The organism is Bradyrhizobium sp. 87 (assembly GCF_023073015.1).
Lineage (GTDB): Bacteria > Pseudomonadota > Alphaproteobacteria > Rhizobiales > Xanthobacteraceae > Bradyrhizobium > Bradyrhizobium canariense_D.
This window is the reverse complement of sequence record NZ_JADPIQ010000128.1, coordinates 303,787-323,443: the sequence shown is the minus strand read 5'-3', so window position 1 is coordinate 323,443 and position 19,657 is coordinate 303,787. Positions and strand designations below refer to the sequence as shown.

Annotated in this window: 20 protein-coding genes; 7 read left to right on the top strand and 13 right to left on the bottom strand. The window is 65.3% G+C overall.

All coding sequences use genetic code 11. The features are described 5' to 3' along the window. The first annotated feature begins 142 nt into the window (after positions 1-142). On the top strand, positions 143-376 hold the full coding sequence (locus IVB50_RS32965) for a hypothetical protein (RefSeq protein WP_026232472.1): 234 nt from the start codon (positions 143-145) through the stop codon (positions 374-376). A gap of 65 nt (positions 377-441) precedes the next feature. Here the strand turns inward: IVB50_RS32965 and IVB50_RS32960 are convergent, their stop codons facing one another. Continuing rightward, a complete protein-coding gene (locus tag IVB50_RS32960; RefSeq protein WP_247299256.1) occupies positions 442-2,274 on the bottom strand; it encodes a caspase family protein in 1,833 nt (610 codons plus the stop codon). A 404-nt stretch (positions 2,275-2,678) separates the two neighbouring features. Here IVB50_RS32960 and IVB50_RS32955 point away from each other — a divergent pair, with 404 nt between their 5' ends. Next, the gene (locus tag IVB50_RS32955; protein ID WP_018453158.1) at positions 2,679-3,362 is read left to right on the top strand and encodes a response regulator transcription factor; all 684 of its coding nucleotides are present in this window, start codon (positions 2,679-2,681) and stop codon (positions 3,360-3,362) included. Continuing rightward, positions 3,359-5,296, top strand: coding sequence for an ATP-binding protein (locus IVB50_RS32950; protein WP_247299254.1), 1,938 nt, complete (start codon positions 3,359-3,361; stop codon positions 5,294-5,296). The genes IVB50_RS32955 and IVB50_RS32950 overlap by 4 nt, the downstream gene beginning before the upstream one ends. 116 nt (positions 5,297-5,412) lie before the next feature. On the opposite strand, the gene IVB50_RS32945 is transcribed toward IVB50_RS32950, so the two are convergent. Beyond that, entirely contained in the window at positions 5,413-5,694 is a 282-nt protein-coding gene (locus tag IVB50_RS32945) for a hypothetical protein (RefSeq protein ID WP_026232471.1), read from the bottom strand. 235 nt (positions 5,695-5,929) lie between these two features. On the opposite strand from IVB50_RS32945, the gene IVB50_RS32940 reads away from it, so the two are divergent. Then, positions 5,930-6,154, top strand: coding sequence for a cysteine rich repeat-containing protein (locus tag IVB50_RS32940; protein WP_018453155.1), 225 nt, complete (start codon positions 5,930-5,932; stop codon positions 6,152-6,154). 106 nt (positions 6,155-6,260) lie between these two features. Here IVB50_RS32940 and IVB50_RS32935 read toward each other — a convergent pair whose 3' ends face one another. The 4 genes from IVB50_RS32935 to IVB50_RS32920 form a co-directional block, all read right to left on the bottom strand. Continuing rightward, entirely contained in the window at positions 6,261-6,974 is a 714-nt protein-coding gene (locus IVB50_RS32935) for a hypothetical protein (protein WP_018453154.1), read from the bottom strand. An 86-nt stretch (positions 6,975-7,060) separates the two neighbouring features. Next, positions 7,061-7,771: a hypothetical protein gene (locus IVB50_RS32930; RefSeq protein ID WP_018453153.1), complete on the bottom strand. Its 711-nt coding sequence runs from the start codon at positions 7,769-7,771 to the stop codon at positions 7,061-7,063. Positions 7,772-7,903: 132 nt separating this feature from the next. Beyond that, positions 7,904-8,152, bottom strand: a complete 249-nt coding sequence (locus IVB50_RS32925) for a hypothetical protein (RefSeq protein ID WP_018453152.1) — start codon at positions 8,150-8,152, stop codon at positions 7,904-7,906. Positions 8,153-8,289: 137 nt separating this feature from the next. Continuing rightward, on the bottom strand, positions 8,290-9,264 hold the full coding sequence (locus IVB50_RS32920) for a nitronate monooxygenase (RefSeq protein ID WP_018453151.1): 975 nt from the start codon (positions 9,262-9,264) through the stop codon (positions 8,290-8,292). A 108-nt stretch (positions 9,265-9,372) separates the two neighbouring features. Between IVB50_RS32920 and IVB50_RS32915 the strand changes: the two genes are divergently transcribed. After that, complete coding sequence (locus IVB50_RS32915) at positions 9,373-10,935, top strand: AMP-binding protein (protein ID WP_018453150.1); 1,563 nt, start codon at positions 9,373-9,375, stop codon at positions 10,933-10,935. Between the two features lie 10 nt (positions 10,936-10,945). Here IVB50_RS32915 and IVB50_RS32910 read toward each other — a convergent pair whose 3' ends face one another. From IVB50_RS32910 to IVB50_RS32880, 7 genes are all read right to left on the bottom strand, one after another. Then, entirely contained in the window at positions 10,946-11,719 is a 774-nt protein-coding gene (locus tag IVB50_RS32910; RefSeq protein WP_247299252.1) for a thioesterase family protein, read from the bottom strand. A 55-nt stretch (positions 11,720-11,774) separates the two neighbouring features. Then, positions 11,775-12,743 carry a nitronate monooxygenase family protein gene (locus IVB50_RS32905; RefSeq protein ID WP_018453149.1) on the bottom strand — a complete coding sequence of 323 codons (969 nt, stop codon included), beginning with the start codon at positions 12,741-12,743 and terminating at the stop codon, positions 11,775-11,777. Between the two features lie 150 nt (positions 12,744-12,893). Continuing rightward, positions 12,894-14,294, bottom strand: a complete 1,401-nt coding sequence (locus tag IVB50_RS32900; RefSeq protein ID WP_018453148.1) for an aspartate ammonia-lyase — start codon at positions 14,292-14,294, stop codon at positions 12,894-12,896. Between the two features lie 30 nt (positions 14,295-14,324). Beyond that, the gene (locus IVB50_RS32895; RefSeq protein ID WP_018453147.1) at positions 14,325-14,861 is read right to left on the bottom strand and encodes a hypothetical protein; all 537 of its coding nucleotides are present in this window, start codon (positions 14,859-14,861) and stop codon (positions 14,325-14,327) included. Positions 14,862-14,909: 48 nt separating this feature from the next. Beyond that, on the bottom strand, positions 14,910-15,512 hold the full coding sequence (locus tag IVB50_RS32890; protein ID WP_085385485.1) for a YqaA family protein: 603 nt from the start codon (positions 15,510-15,512) through the stop codon (positions 14,910-14,912). A 45-nt stretch (positions 15,513-15,557) separates the two neighbouring features. Beyond that, positions 15,558-15,962, bottom strand: coding sequence for a phosphoribosyl-ATP diphosphatase (gene hisE / locus IVB50_RS32885; protein WP_007597487.1), 405 nt, complete (start codon positions 15,960-15,962; stop codon positions 15,558-15,560). 121 nt (positions 15,963-16,083) lie between these two features. Further along, positions 16,084-16,455 carry a hypothetical protein gene (locus IVB50_RS32880; RefSeq protein ID WP_018453145.1) on the bottom strand — a complete coding sequence of 124 codons (372 nt, stop codon included), beginning with the start codon at positions 16,453-16,455 and terminating at the stop codon, positions 16,084-16,086. A 227-nt stretch (positions 16,456-16,682) separates the two neighbouring features. On the opposite strand from IVB50_RS32880, the gene IVB50_RS32875 reads away from it, so the two are divergent. After that, positions 16,683-17,729, top strand: coding sequence for an ABC transporter substrate-binding protein (locus tag IVB50_RS32875; RefSeq protein WP_018453144.1), 1,047 nt, complete (start codon positions 16,683-16,685; stop codon positions 17,727-17,729). 89 nt (positions 17,730-17,818) lie between these two features. Then, a complete protein-coding gene (locus IVB50_RS32870) occupies positions 17,819-19,615 on the top strand; it encodes a glucan ABC transporter ATP-binding protein/ permease (protein ID WP_018453143.1) in 1,797 nt (598 codons plus the stop codon). The last annotated feature ends 42 nt before the right edge of the window (positions 19,616-19,657 follow it).

Here is a 19,657-nt window from a genome sequence, read left to right as displayed (position 1 = left end):
CGGATGTACGGCTCGCATCCTTCGGACACTTCGCCAGGAGAGGGCCGCGTGCTTCCCGGCATCCCCTCCCTCGACGGTTCGACTTTGCCAGGCCAGTCCCCATATCGTGTGGCAACACGTAACGATACAGCGAGCAGCTTTGATGGCCAGGAGACGCGTGACGGAAACGGAAGCCGACGATCTCCCCCGCTATTTCGTCTGGGTGCGCGGTCTTGAGGGCCCCGAACCGCAGAAATGGATGGCGATGGATTTCGGCGTCGGTGACTGGAAACGGCCGCTCGTGCTCGCCTATCTCGAGCTACCTGAGGGCGAGCGACACTTGCCGTTGTCGGCGCTGGCCCGGCGATATCCGCCGCCGCGGGCAGAGGCTTCGTAGAGGGGCCATCCTGGACGGACGCGAGGATCTCGCCACCCCGTCAACCCAGGGCGAGCAACGCCGCATCACTGGCAGTACTGTTTTCCGCCATAGGTATGACATTTGCCGCCCTCGCTGCTGGCCGGAGCAGACGGCGCGCGCGGGCTCGGTTCGTGGCGGGACACCGCCTTTGGTTTCTGGGGCGACGGATCGGGACGCCGCTGGCACACGCCCTGGGCGTCCAGCACGAATTTGTTGTCACAGACGATCTGGACGCAGCGGTCGCCAACCGCCTTTTGCCCCCTCGCACAAACCAGCGGGCAGATGCGATCGGGCCGGGCGCGCACCGCATCGAGCGCGTCGAGGCTTGCGACCTTCACGTCGAATTTCGTACCGGCATATCTGTTGAAGCTGTCGAGCGCCTTTTGCGACGGTGCAGTCCAGGCGCCATCGGCCGCACCGGGATCGCAACCGACACGCTTCAGGTGCGCCTGGAGCAAGCGGGCGATGTCCGCAGGATCCATCGCTGGCACGCTAGTCGGCGCCACGGCGAGAGCAGCAGCGGGCGCGGCGGGCGGGGTCAGAGCGGCAAGCGTAGCCTGGCGCTCCTTCTCGCGCCGGTCTGCCTCGCGCTTCGCCGCCTCGATCTGTTGCTGCGCCTCCAGCGCGGCCTGCTTCATCGCCTGCTCGACCTGAAGGGCCGCGTCCTCCGCCTGCCGGCGCGCCTCCGCAACCTGCCGCCGGGCATCGTCGAGCTCGCGCTTGGCCTGCTCGGCGATGCGTTGGCGCTCCTTCTCCAGATCGCGCCGGGCCTGCTCGGAGATCTGCTGCGTGGCCCGTTCCGTCTCACGCGCCGCCTGCTCCTCGATCTGTTTCCTGAAATCGTCGCTCTTCTGCCGGACCTGCTGCTCGGCCTGCCGCTGTACGGCATCGGCGTTTTCGCTGATTTTTTCTGCGGCCTCGAGCTTGTCGAGCGCCGCATGCGCAAAGTTGGCATAGATGCCGGTGGCATGAACGGCGAGAAAGGAAAGCCAGGCCTGCTTGGTGCCGGCCTGCGCCGCAAGCTCATAATCCCGCCGGGCTCCCGCGTTCGGATCGATCGGCGGTGCAACCGGCGGCACCAGCGCCACGGTGTCGCCGCCGAGCGATCCGTAGACGAAGGGCTCCTGCCGCCGCCCCGTGCTCTTGAGCAGCTCGTCGCGAACCCGGCCAAGCGTCAGGCGAAGGTCGAGGCCCGGTGTCGCCAAATGATTGAGGAGCGCGGTCGCAAACGGGCTGTGCGCACCGTCGCCGTCGCCGGCGACCGCGCCGGCCTTGGCGGCGAACGCAATCAGCGTATCCGCCGTGGCGGGCTCGATCTTGGCGAGGCCGCGGCCCATCGAACGCGTGGCGACACTGCGTGTCATCCGCTCTGCAAATGGATTGTCGCGGCAGGCATCGAGGATGACGAGCCGCAGCCGCTTCGCCGGATTTATCGCCTGGAGAATCCGGTCCAGCGGGACCGCCTCGTCCTCGACGTCGAAATCGCTCTGCAGCCTGGCATCTGCCGGAATCAGGAAGTTCGCGCCGTTCACCTCGATGCCGTGACCGGCGTAATAGACCACGGCCATGTCGGAATCCGCGGCAACCGCAGCAAAATCGCGCACCGCCCGCCGCATCTCGATGACGCCGAGATCGCGGCGAAGCTCCACGATATCGAACCCCATCCGCTTGAACACGTCGCTGATGGCGGCCGCGTCGCTGTCGGGATTGGCCAGCCGCGCGACGCTCTGGTAGTTGGACACACCAAGGACCAGCGCCACTCGCTTGTCGGCCTGCGCGGTCGTCGCCGCTGCCAGCATCAGAGCAATCGCCAGCGCAACACGGCCGGCCAGACGCTGCAGGCGTGACATCGGAGCCGGGAGGATCAATCCGACCATGGTGCAGGCTTCATTCCGTCAAGGAGCCCTAGGCTGGCTCCGGGATGATTTCGAGGGTCTCCTCCCGTAAGTCAACCCGTCTGTGGCCTATCTCACTTCCCGGTGCCGCCGTGGGCGTCAGGCCAAACCTCCGGCGGCATGACTGCGGCCGACGAAGCTCGACCTGATCAAGGAGCCGTATCAGCAGTTCTACAAGAACAATGCCGGTACCGCGCATCTGGTGCAGCGACTGCCGGGCCCGCCCATGCCGCCGGACGAGCCAGTGCGACGAAGCAGTAGGCATCGCGTCGGGAACGCCAGACCGATGCCTTGCGCCCCCATGATTATGGGTGTCGCGGCGCCCGCACCGCGGCTAAACTTGGCCCTGCGCCGCGGGGGACACGCGGTGCAGGACGACGATGATCATGACCGAACAGGGCGAGACGGGTGAAGCCATCACCATCCTCCTCGTCGAGGACGACGCGCCGACCTGCTGGCGGCTCCAGGACGCGCTGGTCAAGGCCGGCTACGAGGTGCGAAGCGCCGGTACGCTGGGAGAGGCTCGTTCGGCGCTGAGCGCGGCTGTGCCGCGCGTGCTGCTCACCGATCTGCGGCTGCCCGACGGCCACGGCGTCGAGCTGATCCGCGAGACAAGGCAACGCTTTCCCGACACCGAGATCATGGTGATCTCGGCGCTCGGCGACGAAGAAAGTGTGATCTCCGCGATCACGGTTGGCGCCACCGGCTATCTCCTGAAGGATGCGTTCCCCACTGATATCGCCACCACCGTGCGCGATCTTGTCGCCGGCCATTCGCCGATCTCGGCCTCGATCGCCCGCTTCATCGTGCGCAGGACGCAAGGTTCCGCGCAGAATGCGGCCGAGCCTCCGCCGGGCCCCGCGCTCAACACCGCAAGGCTCACCCCACGCGAGATCGACATCCTCTGGGGCATTGCCAAAGGTTTCAGCTACGCCGAGATCGCAAGCCATCTCGGCCTGTCCCGGCAGACCGTGCCCGGCCACATCAAGAACATCTATCGCAAGCTCGAAGTGCACACCCGCAGCGAAGCGGTGTTCGAAGCGGTGCAGCAGGGCCTGATCAAGCTGTGAGCGAGATCGTGGCCAAGGCACCGGTCAAACCCGGGCGGCGCCGGCTGCTGGTCTCGCGTCTCGTGCCCTATCTGCTGCTGCAGGCGCTGATAGTGGTCGCGACCGTCCTCGGGCTGCGGCTGCTCCAGCCCAGCGACCCCGACGACTTTGCGCTGAGCGAATTCTCGCTGCGCGAGGACGGCGTGGCACGTCCCGTGACGCTGCCGCATTTCACGTCGTCACGCTATTCCCTGGCCGACCCGCCGCTCTACACCGGCGCCTTCACGTTCCGCCGCGGCGATGTCGCGTCGGGATGGTCGGTATTCCTGCCGCGCTTCAGCAACGCGGTGGAAGTCTCAATCAACGGCGTCGTCATCCTGGATTCCCGACGCGATGCCAACGCCAACCGACCCGACCGCAACACTCCGCAAATCGGGGCGATCCCGTCCTCGCTGCTGCGCGAGGGCACGAACGAGATCGCGGTACGGCTGTTGGTTTGGGGACCGCTCAAGGGCTTTCTCGACACCGTCTATGTCGGGCTGGATGCGGCCTTGCGGCCGGCCTACGAGACACGCACGCTGATGTTCGTCACGTTGCCCGTGGTGTTCTCCGCCTGGCAGTCGATCCTCGCCGTCATCCTGGCGATCATGTGGCTGATGCGCCGCCGCGAGCCGGTTTACGGCGTGCTGGCCGTGGCGATGGTACTCGGCGTAGTGCAGGCCTTTGCGCCGCCACCGGTGCCCCCCCTCAACACGTCCCGGCTCGCCGCGGTATTGCTCGCGTCCGCACCGATCGAGAGCGCCCTGGTCGTCGTCTTCGGCGTGCTGTTCTTCGGCTGGCGCTGGCCGCGCTACGGCATGCTGCTGTTCGCGCCGGGGCTCGTCGTGTTCGGCGTCGGACTGATCGCCGGCCCGCCGCTGCCGCGCATTCTGTTTCTCCTGCTTGGCATTCCTACCGTCGGTCTCTGCCTGCTCCTGATGGCCTGCGTCACCGCTGCCGCGGTGGTGCGGCGGCAGGACGCGGCAAGCTTCACGCTCGGCTGCGCGGTGACCATCGTGCTGATCTGCTGGGTCCACGACATGCTGTCGGTGTTCGAGATCGTGACCGACGAGCGCATCTTCCTCTCGCGCCTGTCCTACTCGGCGATGCTGGTCGCGATCGGCGCCGGCTTGACCTGGCGGTTCGCGCGCGCGCTGAACCAGGTCGACAGCTTTGCCGACCAGCTCGTGACGCGCGTACGTGAGGCCGAGGAGCGGCTGAAGGCGAGCTTTGCCCGCGAGGAGGAGCGCGCAAGGGCAGCCGCGCTCGCCAATGAGCGCACGCGGCTGATGCGCGACCTGCATGACGGCCTCGGCGGCCAGCTCATCAGCATCGTGGCACTGTCCGAGCGCGGGCACGAGGGCGCGACCATCACCGACGCTGCCCGTGCGGCGCTGAAGGACCTCCGCCTCGTCATCGACTCCATGGACGACATCGGCGGCGACCTGATGCTCGCACTCGGCTCCTGGCGCGAGCGAGCGACCGCGCAATTGCGACCGCACGACATCGCGCTCGACTGGCACGTGGCCACGCCGCAGGGGCTGCCGCTGCATCCCGAGCTCAGGCCATGGCATGTCATCCAGATCGTGCGCATCCTCGACGAGGCCGTGACCAATGCGGTCAAGCACGCACAGGCCCGCCGCATCGCGGTCACCATCGAGACGGTCGACGAAGGTCAGGGGCCGTTCGGTGTGATCAAGGTCGCGGATGATGGCAAGGGCTTTGCGAACGGTTCTGCGCCGGTCGGCAGCGGCAGAGCCACCGACGCGGGCCAGACCGCGCGGGGGCTTCGCAACATGAGGAGCCGTGCCGCGCGCTGCGGGGCGATGCTCGATCTGAGCTCGGATTCCTCAGGCACGCGCGTGCGGCTGCAATTGCCGCAGATTTTCCCCGACAGCGGTGCCGCCGTCGGCTGAAAAGCCCCCTCTCCGAACGTGTGGGACGCGCGGAGAGAGGGACGGGCCGGATGATTTGCCTGCGGAAGACGGGGGTTCGTCCGCAATGCTCCTTCGCCCGAACTCTTTCGTCTTTCTCAGCGCACGCCGACGCGATTGACCGGACCACCGCGATTCATCGGCGTGCCCGCGCGCACGCCGACACCGGGCGCACCGACCCCGGGTGTCGCGACCGCGACTGCGGCGGCCGGCGCAGCGACCACTGCCGCTCTCGGCCGCACCACGCAGCCCTTGGGTATGCCGACCGTCTTGCAATAGACCACCGCCTGCGCCGGGCTCGTGCCCAGCGAGACCGTCGCCGCACCTGCCAGCGCCAAAATTGTCAGCCCGGCGCTCAGCGCTCCCGCTCTTTTCGACATCTTGCTCTCCTGCTTCCCGTTCGGCGTCCCGATGCAATCACCGGGTCTCGCGGCCGACGTGCAGCCTGAATGACAAAAGACGGCGCGCTGATACATGCCATGAAAATGGGGGTACGGCGGCGGGAGGGGCTGGCCGATGCCATGAACATGGCATGGACCTGCGCCCGGCGCTCGCGAGATGGTCCGGCCCGCTTGATCCCAGGCGGGACCAACGACATTCCCAAGGAGGTGTTTTATGAAGATCTCGGTTCTTGCCGTGCTGCTGCTCGCCGCTACCGCCCAGACCGCCGCTGCGCAATCCGGTCCGACGCCGCAGGAGCAGATGACCTGCCGAAGCGACGCGAACAAATTCTGCGCCGAACATATCGGCAAGCCGCCACAGATGAATGCCTGCCTGCGCGAGAACAAGTCGAAGCTTTCGGACGGCTGCCGCAAGGTCGTGGAGTCACACGGCGGGTGAGTGCTCGCGTCCACAACACAAATCTCGGCGGCGTCAAAGCCGTCAGGCCATAGACGTCGATGCGCCGGTCATAGGTCGGGCGCGCGCACGACGGCGAGGATGGACGCTAATCGTCGTCGCCGAATAGCCTGATCTGCGGAAAGCCGCCGCGCGGCCTGCTCGGGACCTCGCGCGCATCGGCATCTTCGCGGATGTTGCGCGCGACGTCGTCCCAATCGGTGCGGTCGCGCATCCCACGCGGATCGCGGAAATCGTAGTGGCGGCGCTCGGCCCAGCGCTCACGGCGCTCCGTCCGGCGCCGTTCAGACGTGGCGCGCTTGACGTCAGAATCCCTGGCCTTGGCATAGGCGTTGTCGGATGAGGATGACGGCTCTGTCGATGCTTGCCGCTCGGCAGGCTTTGCGACTTGCGGAGGCGACGCCGGTGGCGGTTTCGGGGGCTCCACCGCTGCCGCCTGCGAAGGCTGTTGCGCTGGCTGTTCAGCGTTGGCTTGAGTGGTCTGCGTGTCGGGCTTCACCGCTTCGGACTTTGCCTCAGGCTTGGACTCGGCCTTGGCGTCGGATTTGGCTTCGGCCTGCGCTGGCGCGGCGACCATGGCGCCGAAGGCTTGCGAGCCGGTGAGATATTGCAGGCGCTCGGATGGCGCTTCCGTCGTGGCGGGCTTGGCGTCAGCGCGCTGCGCGATCTTGCTGGTATCAGGCCCCTGCTTGGGCGAGACCGGATTCATGATATTGCCGGCGACAATGCCGCCGCCGAGACCAATGGCGATGGCTGCGACGATGGTTCCTGCACCGACGAAATAGGCTGTCGAGGCGCGCATTGGTCCACTCCCTCTTTGGAGCGGGCAACGCTTGTCAATTGCAGGATGTTCCCGATATAGCCGCAGTTCCGGAAGGAACTTGCGCGTCAGATCTGCTGCGCCACCTTCTCGAGCCCAATGATGCGGGCGAGCTTGCGCACTTCCTCTTTCTGGTCGTCACGCAGCTGGAACAGCAGCGGCATCGCGGCCGACTTCAACTGCTGGACCTCGTCGCAATTGGGATCGATCGGCACGCCCTGCACGTTCGGATTGGACAGCTTGTTTGCCGAGATCTTGCGGACAACGTTGCGCAGCGCGGTCTCGACCGACGGCCAGTAATATTCCTGCGACGACGACAACTTCAGACGGTCCCTGATGCCCGCAATCTGTACGTCGGACAACAGCGAATAGGATTTCTGCGGCTGCGGCTTGGCGACGACCTTCGGCTTGGCCGGGACTTCGACGGCAGGAATCTCTGCAGCGGCCGGAGCCTCGTTCACGCTCGCCTTGGGCATCGGGAAATCGGATGGCGTGGCGGCGGCAAACGCCTGACGCAGCGGCTCGGTCAGCACGGGCATTTGCGAGAGCTTGTCCGCCGGAACCTGAACCGGGTCGATGGCGGCCGAGGCTAGCGCCAGCGTCGGAACCAGACGGTCGGCCTTGGCGGCCCGATTGGTTGCAAGCAGCTTGGGCGCCGGCGCCTGCGTGATCATTTCGGCGCTGACGCTGGGCACGCTATCGCGGCCGAGAATGGCGGTGGTGGCGGCGCCGAGGACGAGGAAGCAGGTCAGCACGACGATGGTGATGGCTTTCGACAAACGTCTCTCCGCAACCGGCTTCAAGTCCACGTGATCACTGCCCGCAAACTGGGCGAAAATTAAGGCTTAACCGTGCCATCGCGGCGGCAATCGCGCGGACTGCGGCGACATGATCTGGAAAGGTCAACAAAATCAAGCAGCTAGCGCCAGATCGTAAGCGTCCTGGATGTCGGCCACGATCTCCGAGGCCTCCCAGACTCCACGCGGCTCGACCGATTGCAGCGCCACCGTCCAATTGCCGCCCCGGCGGGTGCGGGGGACGCTGACGATGTCGAAGCGAACATTGCGGCACAGCGGGTGGCGGGCCAGCGCATGGGCCACGCGAACGCGAATTTCGTCCAGCGAAGCCGCCGTCTTGGCGTTGAGAAAGTCGAAGTCCATCGCCTGTCCCTCTCGGTCCTGATTGGCGCCTGAGGGGATTCTGGGCGATCGATGGTTAATCTGCCGTTAAGTGACCGCTTCTAAGGAGCGCTCGACTAACTGTGATGGAGGGGACGGGCCCTGTCGGTCTCCGGTTTTTACGGGGAGAGGCGGCCACCCGCCTCTCGATACTCCGCGACCGTCCGCGCGACGAGATCGTTGGCCTCCATCACTTCGGTTACACCCGATATCGAATGCCCGCCGCTCCAGATATCGCGCCAGCGCTCGGGGCGGCTCTCGCGCGCGTTGACTTCGATGTCCTTGCCGACGTCGATTGCACCGCGCGCCGGCAGATCGTCGGGGTCGAGACCGGCTGCCAGGATCGACGGCTTGAGCATGCTGGTCTGCAGGCCCGTGAACGCGGTGGTCAGCAAGATGTCGTCCGCGCTGCCGTCGACCAGCATTTGCTTGTGACGCTCATCCGCCATGCTCTCCCGCGTCCCGATGAACTTCGTACCCATGTAGCCGAGATCGCAGCCGAGCACTTCGGCCGCGCGCAATGCGTGGCCGTCGCTGATGCCCCCCGCGAGCACGATGATGCCATCGTAGAACGCACGCACCGCGCGGACGAAGGCGAACGGGTTGAGCCAGCCGGTTTGCCCGCCCGCGCCGGCGGTAAGCAGCACGAGCCCGTCGGCACCTGCTTCCGCCGCGCGTTCGGCGTGGCGGATCGAGGCAACATCCGCAAGCACCAATGCGCCGACGTCGTGCAGCGGCTTGAGCACCGTCGTGGGCGAGCCGACCGAGGTGATGACGATCTCCGGCCTGTGGTGCAGCAACACGGCGAGATCCTGCTCCAGCCGTGCATTGGAGCGGTGCACGATCAGGTTTGGGCAAAGCGGCGCGGCCTTTCGGCCGGTTTGATCTTCATGCCGCCGCAGCCGCGCTTCGATGTCGGTGAGCCATTCATCGAGTTGTTCGGTGCTACGGCAATTCGCGGTGGGGAAGCTGCCGATCACGCCGTTGCGGCAGGCCGCGACCATGAGCTCGACGCCCGACACCAGAAACATCGGCGCGGCAATCAGCGGCAGGGCGAGACGACCGTGGAAATGTTGCAGCCGATCTGACGTCACGCGTGCCTCCCTCGCGCGGGCTTAGTCGTTCCATCCCGCATTCCCTGTGCTAGCGTCGCGGTAAACATTGGCACGCCGGAAGCCGATAACAAAGCAGCGAGGAAACATATGTCCGATCCGCTCCATGCATCGTCCCCGACTTGCGCGCAGGCGCTGCGGGCGCTGTCGCGCTATCCGGGCCGAACCGCGTTCGCGTGGCCCGGCGGATCGCTGAGCTATCAGGGCACCATCGACCTGATCGGGCGCATCCAGGGCGTGTTCATGCGGCTTGGATTGCAGCCCGGCGCGCGGGTCGCCTTCCTCACCGCGAACCGCGCCGACACCTGGTGCGCCGGCGTTGCCGCGCAATTGTCGCGGCTCTGCGTCACCTGGCTGCATCCTTTGGGATCGCCGGGAGACCAGATGTTCCAGCTCGAGGATTCCGAGGCCGAGGTGCTGGTGGTCGATGCGGCCGCCTTCCACGATCGCGGCGGCGAGCTCGCCGCGCAGGCGACCTGGCTCAAGGCGGTGTTCACCACGGGACCGGCCAACTATGGCGTCGATCTCTTGCAGGCGATCGAGATCGAAGGCCATGCCAGCGCGCATTGCCTCGCCCGACCCGACGACCTCTCCACGCTGAATTACACCGGTGGCACCACCGGCAAATCCAAGGGCGCGTTGCGCTACCACCGCGAAAATGCCGGAGCCGCGGCCGCGATCCTCGCCGACTTCGAGATTCCCGATGGCGCGCGCTACCTCGCGGTGGCACCGATCAGCCATGTCGCCGGCACGAAAGTGCTACCGACCTTGATGCGGGGCGGCACCGTGCACATGCTGAAGGGTTTCGATCCCGAGGCGGTGCTGGGGACTATCGCACGCGAGCGCATCAACTTCACGCTGTTCGTGCCGACCATGGTCTATGTGCTGCTCGATCATCCCGCATTGAGCAGGACCGACCTCTCCTCGCTCGAGCTGGTGCTCTACGGCGCCTCCGCGATGTCGCCGAGCCGGCTGGTCGAGGGCATCGAACGGATCGGGCCGGTGTTCTCGCAGCTCTACGGCCAGACCGAATGCTACCCAATCTCGGTGCTGCGCAAGGCGGATCACGATCCCAAAACGCCCGAACTGTTCCTGTCCTGTGGCTTCCCGATCGCGGCGTGCGAGGTCAAGATCCTCGACGACAACGACCAGGAGGTGAAGACGGGCGAGGCCGGCGAAATCTGCGTGCGCGCTCCGCATGCGATGGCGGAGTACTGGAAGCGGCCCGACACCACCGCCGAGACGCTCAAGAACGGCTGGGTGCACACCGGCGACATCGCTCGTAAGGACGATCGCGGCTACATGTTCATCCTCGACCGCAAGAAGGACATGATCGTCTCCGGCGGCTTCAACATCTTTCCGCGGGAAATCGAAGACGTGCTGTCACAGCACGCCGATGTGGCCATGGTTGCGGTCGTCGGCATCCCCGACGAGAAATGGGGCGAGGCCGTGACCGCTGTCGTCGTCCTGCGCGAAGGCGCAAAACCTGACGCCGATGAACTGATCAATCTGGTGAAGACGCGAAAAGGCTCGGCTCATGCACCGAAGCAGATCCAGTTCGTCAAGCAACTCCCGATGACCGGCGTCGGCAAGGTCGACAAGAAGATGCTGCGCGCGAGCTTTTGGAGCGGGCGGGGCCGGATGGTGGGATAGATAAGGTGCCTCACCGCTTCTCGATCACCAGGCTTTGCACGGCTCGGCCGAAATAGCCCTGCCGGTCGGCGAGCCGCGACATCGCAAGCCCGGCACCATCGGGGCCGATCCAGGAATCACCGTCGAGCAGGATCCATTCGCCGACCGGCTGGCGCGCAAAGCTCACGGTGAGGTCAGCGTTGATGTAGGTCCAGGCGCGGAAATCGAGCGACGAGGCGGTGCCGTTGGAAAAATCGGCCGCGACCACGGCGCGCGTCGCCTGGGAGAGCGGTTCGCCCGCGATCAGGGGATGGTCGACGCGAAACCAGATCGCGCCGGCGCCGGCTTGCCCGAAGCGGCCGCGCGCAGCGCGCATCGAGACTGAACGTACGAACGGGCTGGTAGCGGCATGACCGTCCTCGAGCAGCGAGTCCTCCGGCGACGGCAGCGTAACCGGCAGCGCCTTGACGTGCTCGGGCAGCGTCAGCGCCTGGCGCTTGATCTTGAGCACGGTGGCGCCGACCACCTGGACGCCGTCGGCGAGCAGCTTGACTCCGCAGAGCTGGATCTTGCGGCCCTCGCGCAAGATCTCGGTCGCGATCGTGAGTGGTGCCACCGGCACCGGGCGCATCAGGTCGATGGTGACGCGCGCGATGTCCATTGCAACTGGCGTCGGAATGCGCTCAGCCGCCCACGTCACCAGCGCGGCCGGCGCCGAACCGTGCTGCATACGCCGGTCCCACGGGCCCGCGGCATCCGGGCTGGTGACGACGCTGTCGCCGTCGATGCGGTAGATGGGAGGCATCGTTTCTCCGTGATGCACATTCGGTGCTGAGCAAAAGCTGTCGTCCCGGCGAAGTTCACAACGGCGGATCGACCGCCTCGTCGTATTCCTTCTTGAAGCGCGCGATCATTTCGGCGGCTGGCACGATGCCGTCGATGCTGCCGACGCCCTGGCCCGAACCCCAGATTTCCTTCCAGGCTTTTGGCTTGGCGCGCTCGCCGGAGGCGTCGGTGCCGAAGTTCATCTTGGAGGGATCTGACGTCGGCAGGTTCTCCGGATCCATACCGGCGGCGAGAATCGACGGCTTCAGATAGTTGCCGTGCACGCCGGTGAACAGGTTGGAATAGACGATGTCGTCAGCCGTCGCGCCCGCGATCATCTCCTTGTATTTGTCGACGGCATTGGCTTCCTTGGTGGCGATGAAGGCCGAGCCGATATAGGCAAAGTCGGCGCCAAGTATGCGCGCGGCGCGGATCGCCTTGCCGTTGCCGATCGCGCCCGACAGCGCGATCGGGCCGTCGAACCATTTTCGCGTCTCGGCGACGAACGCCAATGGCGAGATCGTGCCGGCATGGCCGCCGGCGCCCGCGGCGACCAGGATCAGGCCGTCGGCGCCCTTCTCGATCGCCTTGTGCGCAAACTTCTGGTTGATCACATCGTGGAAGACGATGCCGCCCCAGCCGTGCACGGCCTGATTGAGCTCCTCGCGTGCGCCGAGCGAGGAGATAATCATCGGCACCTTGTACTTGGCGCAAAGCTGCATGTCGTGATCGAGCCGGTTGTTCGACTTGTGCACGATCTGGTTGACCGCAAACGGCGCCGACGGCTTGTCGGGATGCGCGCGATCATAGGCCGCGAGCTCTTCGGTGATGCGCGCCAGCCACTCGTCAAGCAGCTCCGGCGGCCGCGCGTTCAGCGACGGAAACGAGCCGACCACGCCCGCCTTGCACTGCGCGATCACGAGATCGGGCACCGAGATGATGAAGAGCGGCGAACCGATCACGGGGATCGACAGGCGTCCCTTGAACAAGGCAGGCATGGACATTGCGAGACGATCCTCTGTTGGCGGTCACATCGAAGTTGGGAGCCATACCAACAAGGCAATCTTTCCACTGTCAAGTATTGCGTTTTAGCGCCGTGGAGGGACGCCGTTACCGCAATTCCAAGCCGCGGAATTCAGCGCGGACCGACGACATCACGCAAGCAAATCCGGATTGATCAGCCGCTCGAACGAGAACATCTCGTCCCATTTCTCCTGGGTCAGCAGCTTGCGCTCGACGACGACGATCTGATGCAGCGACTTGCCGCTCTTGTAGCCCTCGCGCGCGATCTCGGCGCATTCCTTGTAGCCGAGCAGCGGCTTCAGCACCGTGACGATACCGAGCGAATTCAGCACCATGTTGCGGGTGTGCTCCTCGTTGGCAGTGATGCCGACGACGCAATTCTCACGCAGGCTGTTGACCGCGCGCTCCATGGTGCGGATCGAGAAGAACAGCGCGAACGAGATCACCGGCTCCATCACATTGAGCTGGAGCTGACCCGCGGACGCCGCGAGCGTCACGGTGGTGTCGAGCCCGATCACGAGGAAGCTAGTCTGGTTGACGACCTCGGGGATGACAGGATTGACCTTGCCGGGCATGATCGAGGAGCCCGGCTGAAGCTGCGGCAGGTTGATCTCGTTGAAGCCGGCACGCGGGCCCGAGGCGAGCAGGCGGATGTCGTTGCAGATCTTGGTCAGCTTGCTCGCGGTGCGCTTGAGCACGCCGGAGAGCTGCACATAGGCGCCTGTATCCGACGTCGCCTCCACGAGATCGCCTGCTAGGATGAAGTCGACGCCGGTGAGCGCGCTCAGATGCCGGACCGCGAGCTTGGGATAGCCGTGCGCCGCGGTGACGGAGGTGCCGATCGCGGTGGCGCCGAGATTGATCTCGCGCAGCAGCGCGCGGGCCTCGGAGATTCGATCGACCTCCTCGCCCATGGTGGTGCCCCAGCCGCGGAATTCGGCGCCGAGCGACATCGGCACCGCGTCCTGCAAATGGGTGCGGCCCATCTTCAGCACGCGCTCGAACTCCCTGCCCTTGGCGAAGAACGCCTCCTGGAGCTGACGCAGCGCCGTCATGTAGCTCTCGAGCCGCAGGATCAGCGCCAGCCGAAAGGCGGTCGGATAGGTGTCGTTGGTGGACTGGCCGTAATTGACGTGATCGTTGGGGCTGACGTGCTGGTAGTCGCCCTTGGCAAAGCCGAGCGATTCCAGCGCGAGATTGGCGATCACCTCGTTGGCGTTCATGTTGGTGGAGGTGCCGGCCCCGCCCTGGATGAAGTCGGTGACGAACTGGTCCATCATATCGCCGGCGATGACGCGATCGCAGCCCACGATGATGGCTTCCGCGACTTTGGTGTCCACCGCGCCGAGATCGCGGTTGGCCATGGCGGCGGCCTTCTTGACGTAACCAAGCGCCTTCACGAAGTAAGGCTCCTGGTTCATCGGAATGCCGGTGATGTGGAAGTTCTCCTTCCCGCGGATGGTCTGGACGCCGTAATAGATGTCGTCGGCGATCTCACGCTGTCCGAGGAAGTCCTGCTCCGTGCGGCTCATGGGCGCTCCTTGCTTGCTCGCGCGACGTCCTCAGTTCTGGCACAGCGCGCTGGTGACGAAGGTATCAGTGCGGCAGTCATCCGGTTTGCGTTGCCTGCCCGGGATCAGAACCTTGGCCGAGCACTTTTCCGCGGAGTCGGCATTCAGGCTCTTGCCTTCCGTGTAGCCCTTGCTCTGGCAGAGTTTGTCGGCGGCGAGCTTGCAGTCGGGCGCGCCGTTCGACGAGGCCGGACAGGCCACGCGTCCCGACACCATGGTCGACGGCTTCGCCAGGCGCGACAAATCGTTCATGGTCTCGCTCGGGCTTTTGATCGGCGGCAGGATCGAGGGCAGCTTTTCGAACAGCTTGCCCATTTCGTTGATCAGCCCGGGGTTTTCCTCGTGCGCCGGCGGCGACGAAGGAGCTGTCGAGGGCGCCGGTGCGGCCTGCGGTCCTTGCTCCTGCAAGCCGAGCGCCGGCGGTGCGGATTGCGGCCATCCGGTACCGCCGGCAGCGAGCAGGACCGAAAGCGCCGCAAATGTCAGCGTGCCCAGTCGCAGGACCGGATTGCCGGATCGAAGCATCATGGCGGCAACCGTAGCCGAACGAGGCGCGGTGGCAAAGCGCCTTGGGCGTTAGATCAATTTGATTGCGACGACAAAGCCGAGCACGAGCACCGCGGCGCCGATTGCCACCACCAATCCGAGATGCTTCTCGATCTTGATCCGGATCCAGTCGCCGTAGCGGTTTAGCAGGATCGCCACGATAAAGAAGCGCCCGCCACGCGCCACGATCGAGCACAGGATGAAGAGCCCGAGATTGTAGCCGGCAAAGCCGGACGTGATGGTCACGAGCTTGTAGGGGATCGGCGTGAGGCCCTTGAGCAGGATGATCACGGCGCCCCATTCGGCATAGGAGGCGCGGAAGGCGTCGACCTTGCCGCCGAGGCCATAGACTTCGATCAGCCAATGGCCGACCGAGTCGAAGAGCAGCGCACCGATAGCGTAGCCCAGAAGGCCACCCAGCACCGACGTCGCAGTGCAGATCGCCGCATAGACCCAGGCGCGTTGCGGGCGCGCCAGTGACATCGGGATCAGCATCACGTCCGGCGGGACGGGAAAGAAGGAGCTTTCAGCGAAAGCCACGGCGCCCATGATCCAGAGCGCGTAAGGCTTGTGAGCGGCGTCGATGCACCAGTCGTAAATACGTTTCAGCATGGCGCCGCGATGAAGCACCATGGGACGGATTTGTCCATGCCGAGATGGGACCGATTTGTGCCAATACTAGTGGCGCTTGCGCGCGGTGCGGCCTTCGAGCGCGACGATTGGCCGCCTGGCGGCGACACGCGGTGACGCAACTTTGGGCAGTTTCATAGCCGACTTCGGCAGTTTCTCGGCGATGCCGAGCATGTCTTCACGCCGCGTCATCTCGCGCCAGACGTCCTCGGGGCGCACGCCGGCCGAGGCCCAGAGCACGGTCAGATTGTAGAGTAGATCTGCGCTTTCCCGGATCACGGCTTCGCTATCGCCGTTGACCGCGTCGATGACGACCTCGATGGCCTCTTCAGCCAGCTTCTTCGCCATTTTTGACGGGCCGCGCTGAAACAGCCGCGCTGTGCGCGATGTTGCCGGATCAAGGTCCCTGGCCGCGAGCACAGCCAAATATAGCCGCTCAAGCGAATCACTCATGTACGCGACGCTACTCTAAACCCATGGCCAGCGCGTTAACGCGCGATAGTAGAGCCCAAAAAGGGGCCGCCGCGGCAAGCACGACGGCCCGTTTGTGGTCAACCTTTTGTTGTGGCCAAAACTAGTAGCAGTTGGTGCGGTGGCCCTGGCCGCAGAGCTCCGACGGAGCCGTGCCGCCGTAACGCTGATACTGGTAGTTCGGGCCGGGTCCGTAATACGGGCCGTCGCCGTAATAGGCAGGGCCGCTGTAATAGGCGGGGCCGCCATAATAGGGGCCATCGTCATAGGCGTAGGCGTTGCGGGTCGCGGCGATCGCAAGACCGGTGCCGACGATGCCGGCAAACGCTGCAGCAGCCGCCGCGCCACCGCCGCCACCATGCCAATGACGGCCGCCCGCGTAGGAAGCGGTCGGGGTTATTGCGGTCAGCGCCAGCACCGCGGCGGTAGCGAGAACGGCCTTACGGCCGGCAAATCCTGAAAATCTGTCAAACATGTCCTGGACCCTCCTTGGGACCTCGAATGGTGCCTGATGACAGGCTCGTGTCTCTCAAACACCCGCATCCCATGTTGGGTTCCCCAACCCCAACACAAGCTGAACGGGGTTGCGTGATCGTGACGCAACCGCCGCTCATCCGCCGTTCATGTTGGCGCGAACAAGCTTGTCGCCAGCCGGCGCTCCGAGCGTCACCAAGCCATAACAACACCGGACCGGCGCGACTGATGTTCGAATTCACGACAATTGCTCTTCGCGGTCTGCTGGCCGCTGCAATCTCGCTTGCGGTGCTGACTGCGCGCGATGCTACCGCGGCCGAGACCGTCGTGCCCTCCATTGCGATCCACTTCACCTTCGACCGCCCGATCGATGCGAGCATGGCGCCGTTCTTTCTTGCCGCCAAGGACGGCAGCTTCGGCGCCGAACGTCTCAACGTCTCCTTCAGCAGCGCGGCCGGATCGCCGGAGGCGCTTGCGCGCGTCGCCAAGGGCAACAGCGAGCTCGCGCTCGTCGACATCAACGAGCTGATCCGCTTCCGCGACAAGGATGCGACCCCGGTCAAGGCGGTATTCGTGCTGTTCAACCGCGCGCCCTACGCGATCGTCGCCCGCAGGAGCCGCGGCATCCACCTCCTGCCCGACCTGGACGGCAAAACCGTCGGCGTTGCCGATAGCGATCTGTCGATGCGGCTGTGGCCGGCGCTGGCGCAGCAGAACGGCATCGACACGGCTCACGTGAAATTCCACAAGATCAGCGCCGCGGTGCGCGAGCCGATCCTCTCCGCGGGACAGGTCGATGCCGTCGCCGGCTTCAGCTATCTCTCGGCAGTGAACCTGCGCGACCGCGGCGTGCCAGGCGGCGATCTCGTCGCGCTTCGCTATGCCGATTATGGTTGCGAGGCCTATGGCTTTGCCGTCGTGGTCAACCCGGCTTTCGCCGCGGCCAAGCCGGACACCGTGAAGGGATTCGTCCGCGCATTGATCGCCGGCATCAACGCGACCGTCAAGGACCCGGCGCGTGCGGCGGACGAAGCCGCGAGCCGCATCGACGGCGGCGATCGCGATCTTGAGCTGGAGCGGCTGCGCACCGTCCTCGTCGACAACATCCTGACGGACGAGGTCCGTCGCAACGGCCTCGGCGACATCGACCCGGCGCGCATGGATCGCGCGATCGACCAGATCGGGCAGGATTTCAAATTCCGCAACCGGCCGGCGGCGGGCGACATCTTCGACAGCGGGTTCTTGCCGCCAGTTGCAGGGCGGTTGATCAACTGAGCAAAACCGACAGCTTCCGCTATATCTCACGGGCGATCCCTGATTAGAGTATGCGCTCACTCCGTTCCAGCCGCCCGAGCTCCTCGCCCATGCCCATTCTCCGCCTCTACACCCGCGTTCTCGAGCTGCTCGGTAAGGAGGCACGGCTGGGCTGGCTGCTTGCGGTCGTCAATCTCCTGCTTGCGGGCTCGCAATTCGCCGAACCGGTGCTGTTCGGCCGGATCGTCGATGTGCTCTCCGGCAAGACGGTCGCAGGCTCCAACTCGGCCTGGCCGTTCCTGGTTGCATGGGTCGCGTTCGGACTGTTCACCATCGTCTGCAGCGCGGTCGTAGCGTTGCAGGCCGACCGGCTCTCCCACCGCCAGCGGCAGGCGGTCCTGACGGACTATTTCGAGCACATCCTGCAGCTGCCTCTGACCTTCCATTCGGGCACCCATTCGGGCCGGTTGATGAAGGTGATGCTGAACGGCACAGATGCGCTGTGGCGGTTATGGGTCGGCTTCTTTCGAGAGCATTTTGCCGCGATCCTCTCGGTCGTGGTGCTGCTGCCGCTATCGCTCTACCTGAACTGGCGGCTTGCAATCCTGCTGTTCGTGCTCTGCATCGTCTTCACCGCGCTGACCACCTTCGTGGTGCGCAGAACCTTCGGCATGCAGATGGAGGTGGAGGAGCACTACAGCGAGCTCTCCGCGCGCGCGTCCGACGCCCTTGGCAACGTCGCGCTGGTGCAGAGTTTCGTCCGCGTCGAATCCGAGGTGAAGGGCCTGCGCTCCGTCGCCGACGAGTTGCTAGCGGCGCAAATGCCGGTGCTGTCGTGGTGGGCACTCGTCACCGTCATCACGCGCGCCTCCACCACGATCACCGTGCTCGCGATCTTCACTTTCGGCATCGCGCTGCACGACCAGGGGCTGACCTCTGTCGGCGAGATCGTCATGTTCGTGAGCTTCGCGACGCTTCTGATCCAGAAGCTGGAGCAGGTCGTGAGCTTCATCAACAACGTGTTCATGGAAGCCCCGCGCCTGCGCGAGTTCTTCAACGTGCTCGATGCGGTTCCTGCGGTGCACGACCGGCACGACGCGATCGATGCGGGTCGGCTCTCCGGCCTCGTCGAATTCAACGACGTCACCTTCTCCTATGACGGCAAGCGGCCGGCGGTCGAGGACCTCTCCTTCACCGCGCTTCCCAGCCAGACCATCGCACTGGTCGGCGCGACGGGCGCCGGCAAGTCGACGGCGATTGCGCTGCTGCATCGCGCCTTCGATCCGCAGTCCGGCTTCATCAGGATCGACGGCATGGACGTGCGCGGGGTGACGCTGACATCGCTGCGGCGGAACATCGGCGTGGTCTTTCAGGAGGCGCTGCTGTTCAACCGCTCGATCGCGGAGAATTTGCGCGTCGGCAAGCCGGACGCCACCGAGGCCGAGATGCGCAAGGCGGCGGAGCGCGCGCAGGCGCTCGAATTCATCGAGCGCAGCGGCGGCTTCGAGACCAATGCCGGCGAGCGGGGCCGGATGCTGTCGGGTGGTGAGCGCCAGCGGCTGTCGATCGCACGTGCACTGCTGAAGGATCCGCCGATCCTGATCCTGGACGAGGCGACGAGCGCACTCGACGCCGTCACCGAGGCCAAGGTGAATACCGCTCTCGACGAAGTGATGAAGGGCCGCACCACCTTCGTGATCGCCCACCGTCTCTCCACCATCCGCAATGCCACGCGTATCCTGGTGTTCGAGAACGGGCGCGTGATCGAAAGCGGAACTTTCGATGAACTCGTGGCCAAAGGCGGCCATTTCGCCGACCTCGCCAGGGCTCAATTCATGGTTCAGGAGAACGCACGGGCCAGCGTGACAGCGGCTGAGGCTGCCGCGACGGCCGCCAAGTCGCCTTAACAAGCCGCCTTGGCAAGTCCCCATCGTATCGTCGAAATTCGG

Excerpts from the sequence above, each read along its gene's own strand:
- IVB50_RS32965 (WP_026232472.1), top strand. The coding sequence starts at position 143 with ATGGCCAGGAGACGCGTGACGGAAACGGAAGCCGACGATCTCCCCCGC.
- IVB50_RS32960 (WP_247299256.1), bottom strand. The coding sequence starts at position 2,274 with ATGGTCGGATTGATCCTCCCGGCTCCGATGTCACGCCTGCAGCGTCTG.
- IVB50_RS32955 (WP_018453158.1), top strand. The coding sequence starts at position 2,679 with ATGACCGAACAGGGCGAGACGGGTGAAGCCATCACCATCCTCCTCGTC.
- IVB50_RS32945 (WP_026232471.1), bottom strand. The coding sequence starts at position 5,694 with ATGTCGAAAAGAGCGGGAGCGCTGAGCGCCGGGCTGACAATTTTGGCG.
- IVB50_RS32940 (WP_018453155.1), top strand. The coding sequence starts at position 5,930 with ATGAAGATCTCGGTTCTTGCCGTGCTGCTGCTCGCCGCTACCGCCCAG.
- IVB50_RS32935 (WP_018453154.1), bottom strand. The coding sequence starts at position 6,974 with ATGCGCGCCTCGACAGCCTATTTCGTCGGTGCAGGAACCATCGTCGCA.
- IVB50_RS32925 (WP_018453152.1), bottom strand. The coding sequence starts at position 8,152 with ATGGACTTCGACTTTCTCAACGCCAAGACGGCGGCTTCGCTGGACGAA.
- IVB50_RS32915 (WP_018453150.1), top strand. The coding sequence starts at position 9,373 with ATGTCCGATCCGCTCCATGCATCGTCCCCGACTTGCGCGCAGGCGCTG.
- IVB50_RS32910 (WP_247299252.1), bottom strand. The coding sequence starts at position 11,719 with ATGCCTCCCATCTACCGCATCGACGGCGACAGCGTCGTCACCAGCCCG.
- IVB50_RS32905 (WP_018453149.1), bottom strand. The coding sequence starts at position 12,743 with ATGTCCATGCCTGCCTTGTTCAAGGGACGCCTGTCGATCCCCGTGATC.
- IVB50_RS32900 (WP_018453148.1), bottom strand. The coding sequence starts at position 14,294 with ATGAGCCGCACGGAGCAGGACTTCCTCGGACAGCGTGAGATCGCCGAC.
- IVB50_RS32895 (WP_018453147.1), bottom strand. The coding sequence starts at position 14,861 with ATGATGCTTCGATCCGGCAATCCGGTCCTGCGACTGGGCACGCTGACA.
- IVB50_RS32890 (WP_085385485.1), bottom strand. The coding sequence starts at position 15,512 with ATGGTGCTTCATCGCGGCGCCATGCTGAAACGTATTTACGACTGGTGC.
- hisE (WP_007597487.1), bottom strand. The coding sequence starts at position 15,962 with ATGAGTGATTCGCTTGAGCGGCTATATTTGGCTGTGCTCGCGGCCAGG.
- IVB50_RS32880 (WP_018453145.1), bottom strand. The coding sequence starts at position 16,455 with ATGTTTGACAGATTTTCAGGATTTGCCGGCCGTAAGGCCGTTCTCGCT.
- IVB50_RS32875 (WP_018453144.1), top strand. The coding sequence starts at position 16,683 with ATGTTCGAATTCACGACAATTGCTCTTCGCGGTCTGCTGGCCGCTGCA.
- IVB50_RS32870 (WP_018453143.1), top strand. The coding sequence starts at position 17,819 with ATGCCCATTCTCCGCCTCTACACCCGCGTTCTCGAGCTGCTCGGTAAG.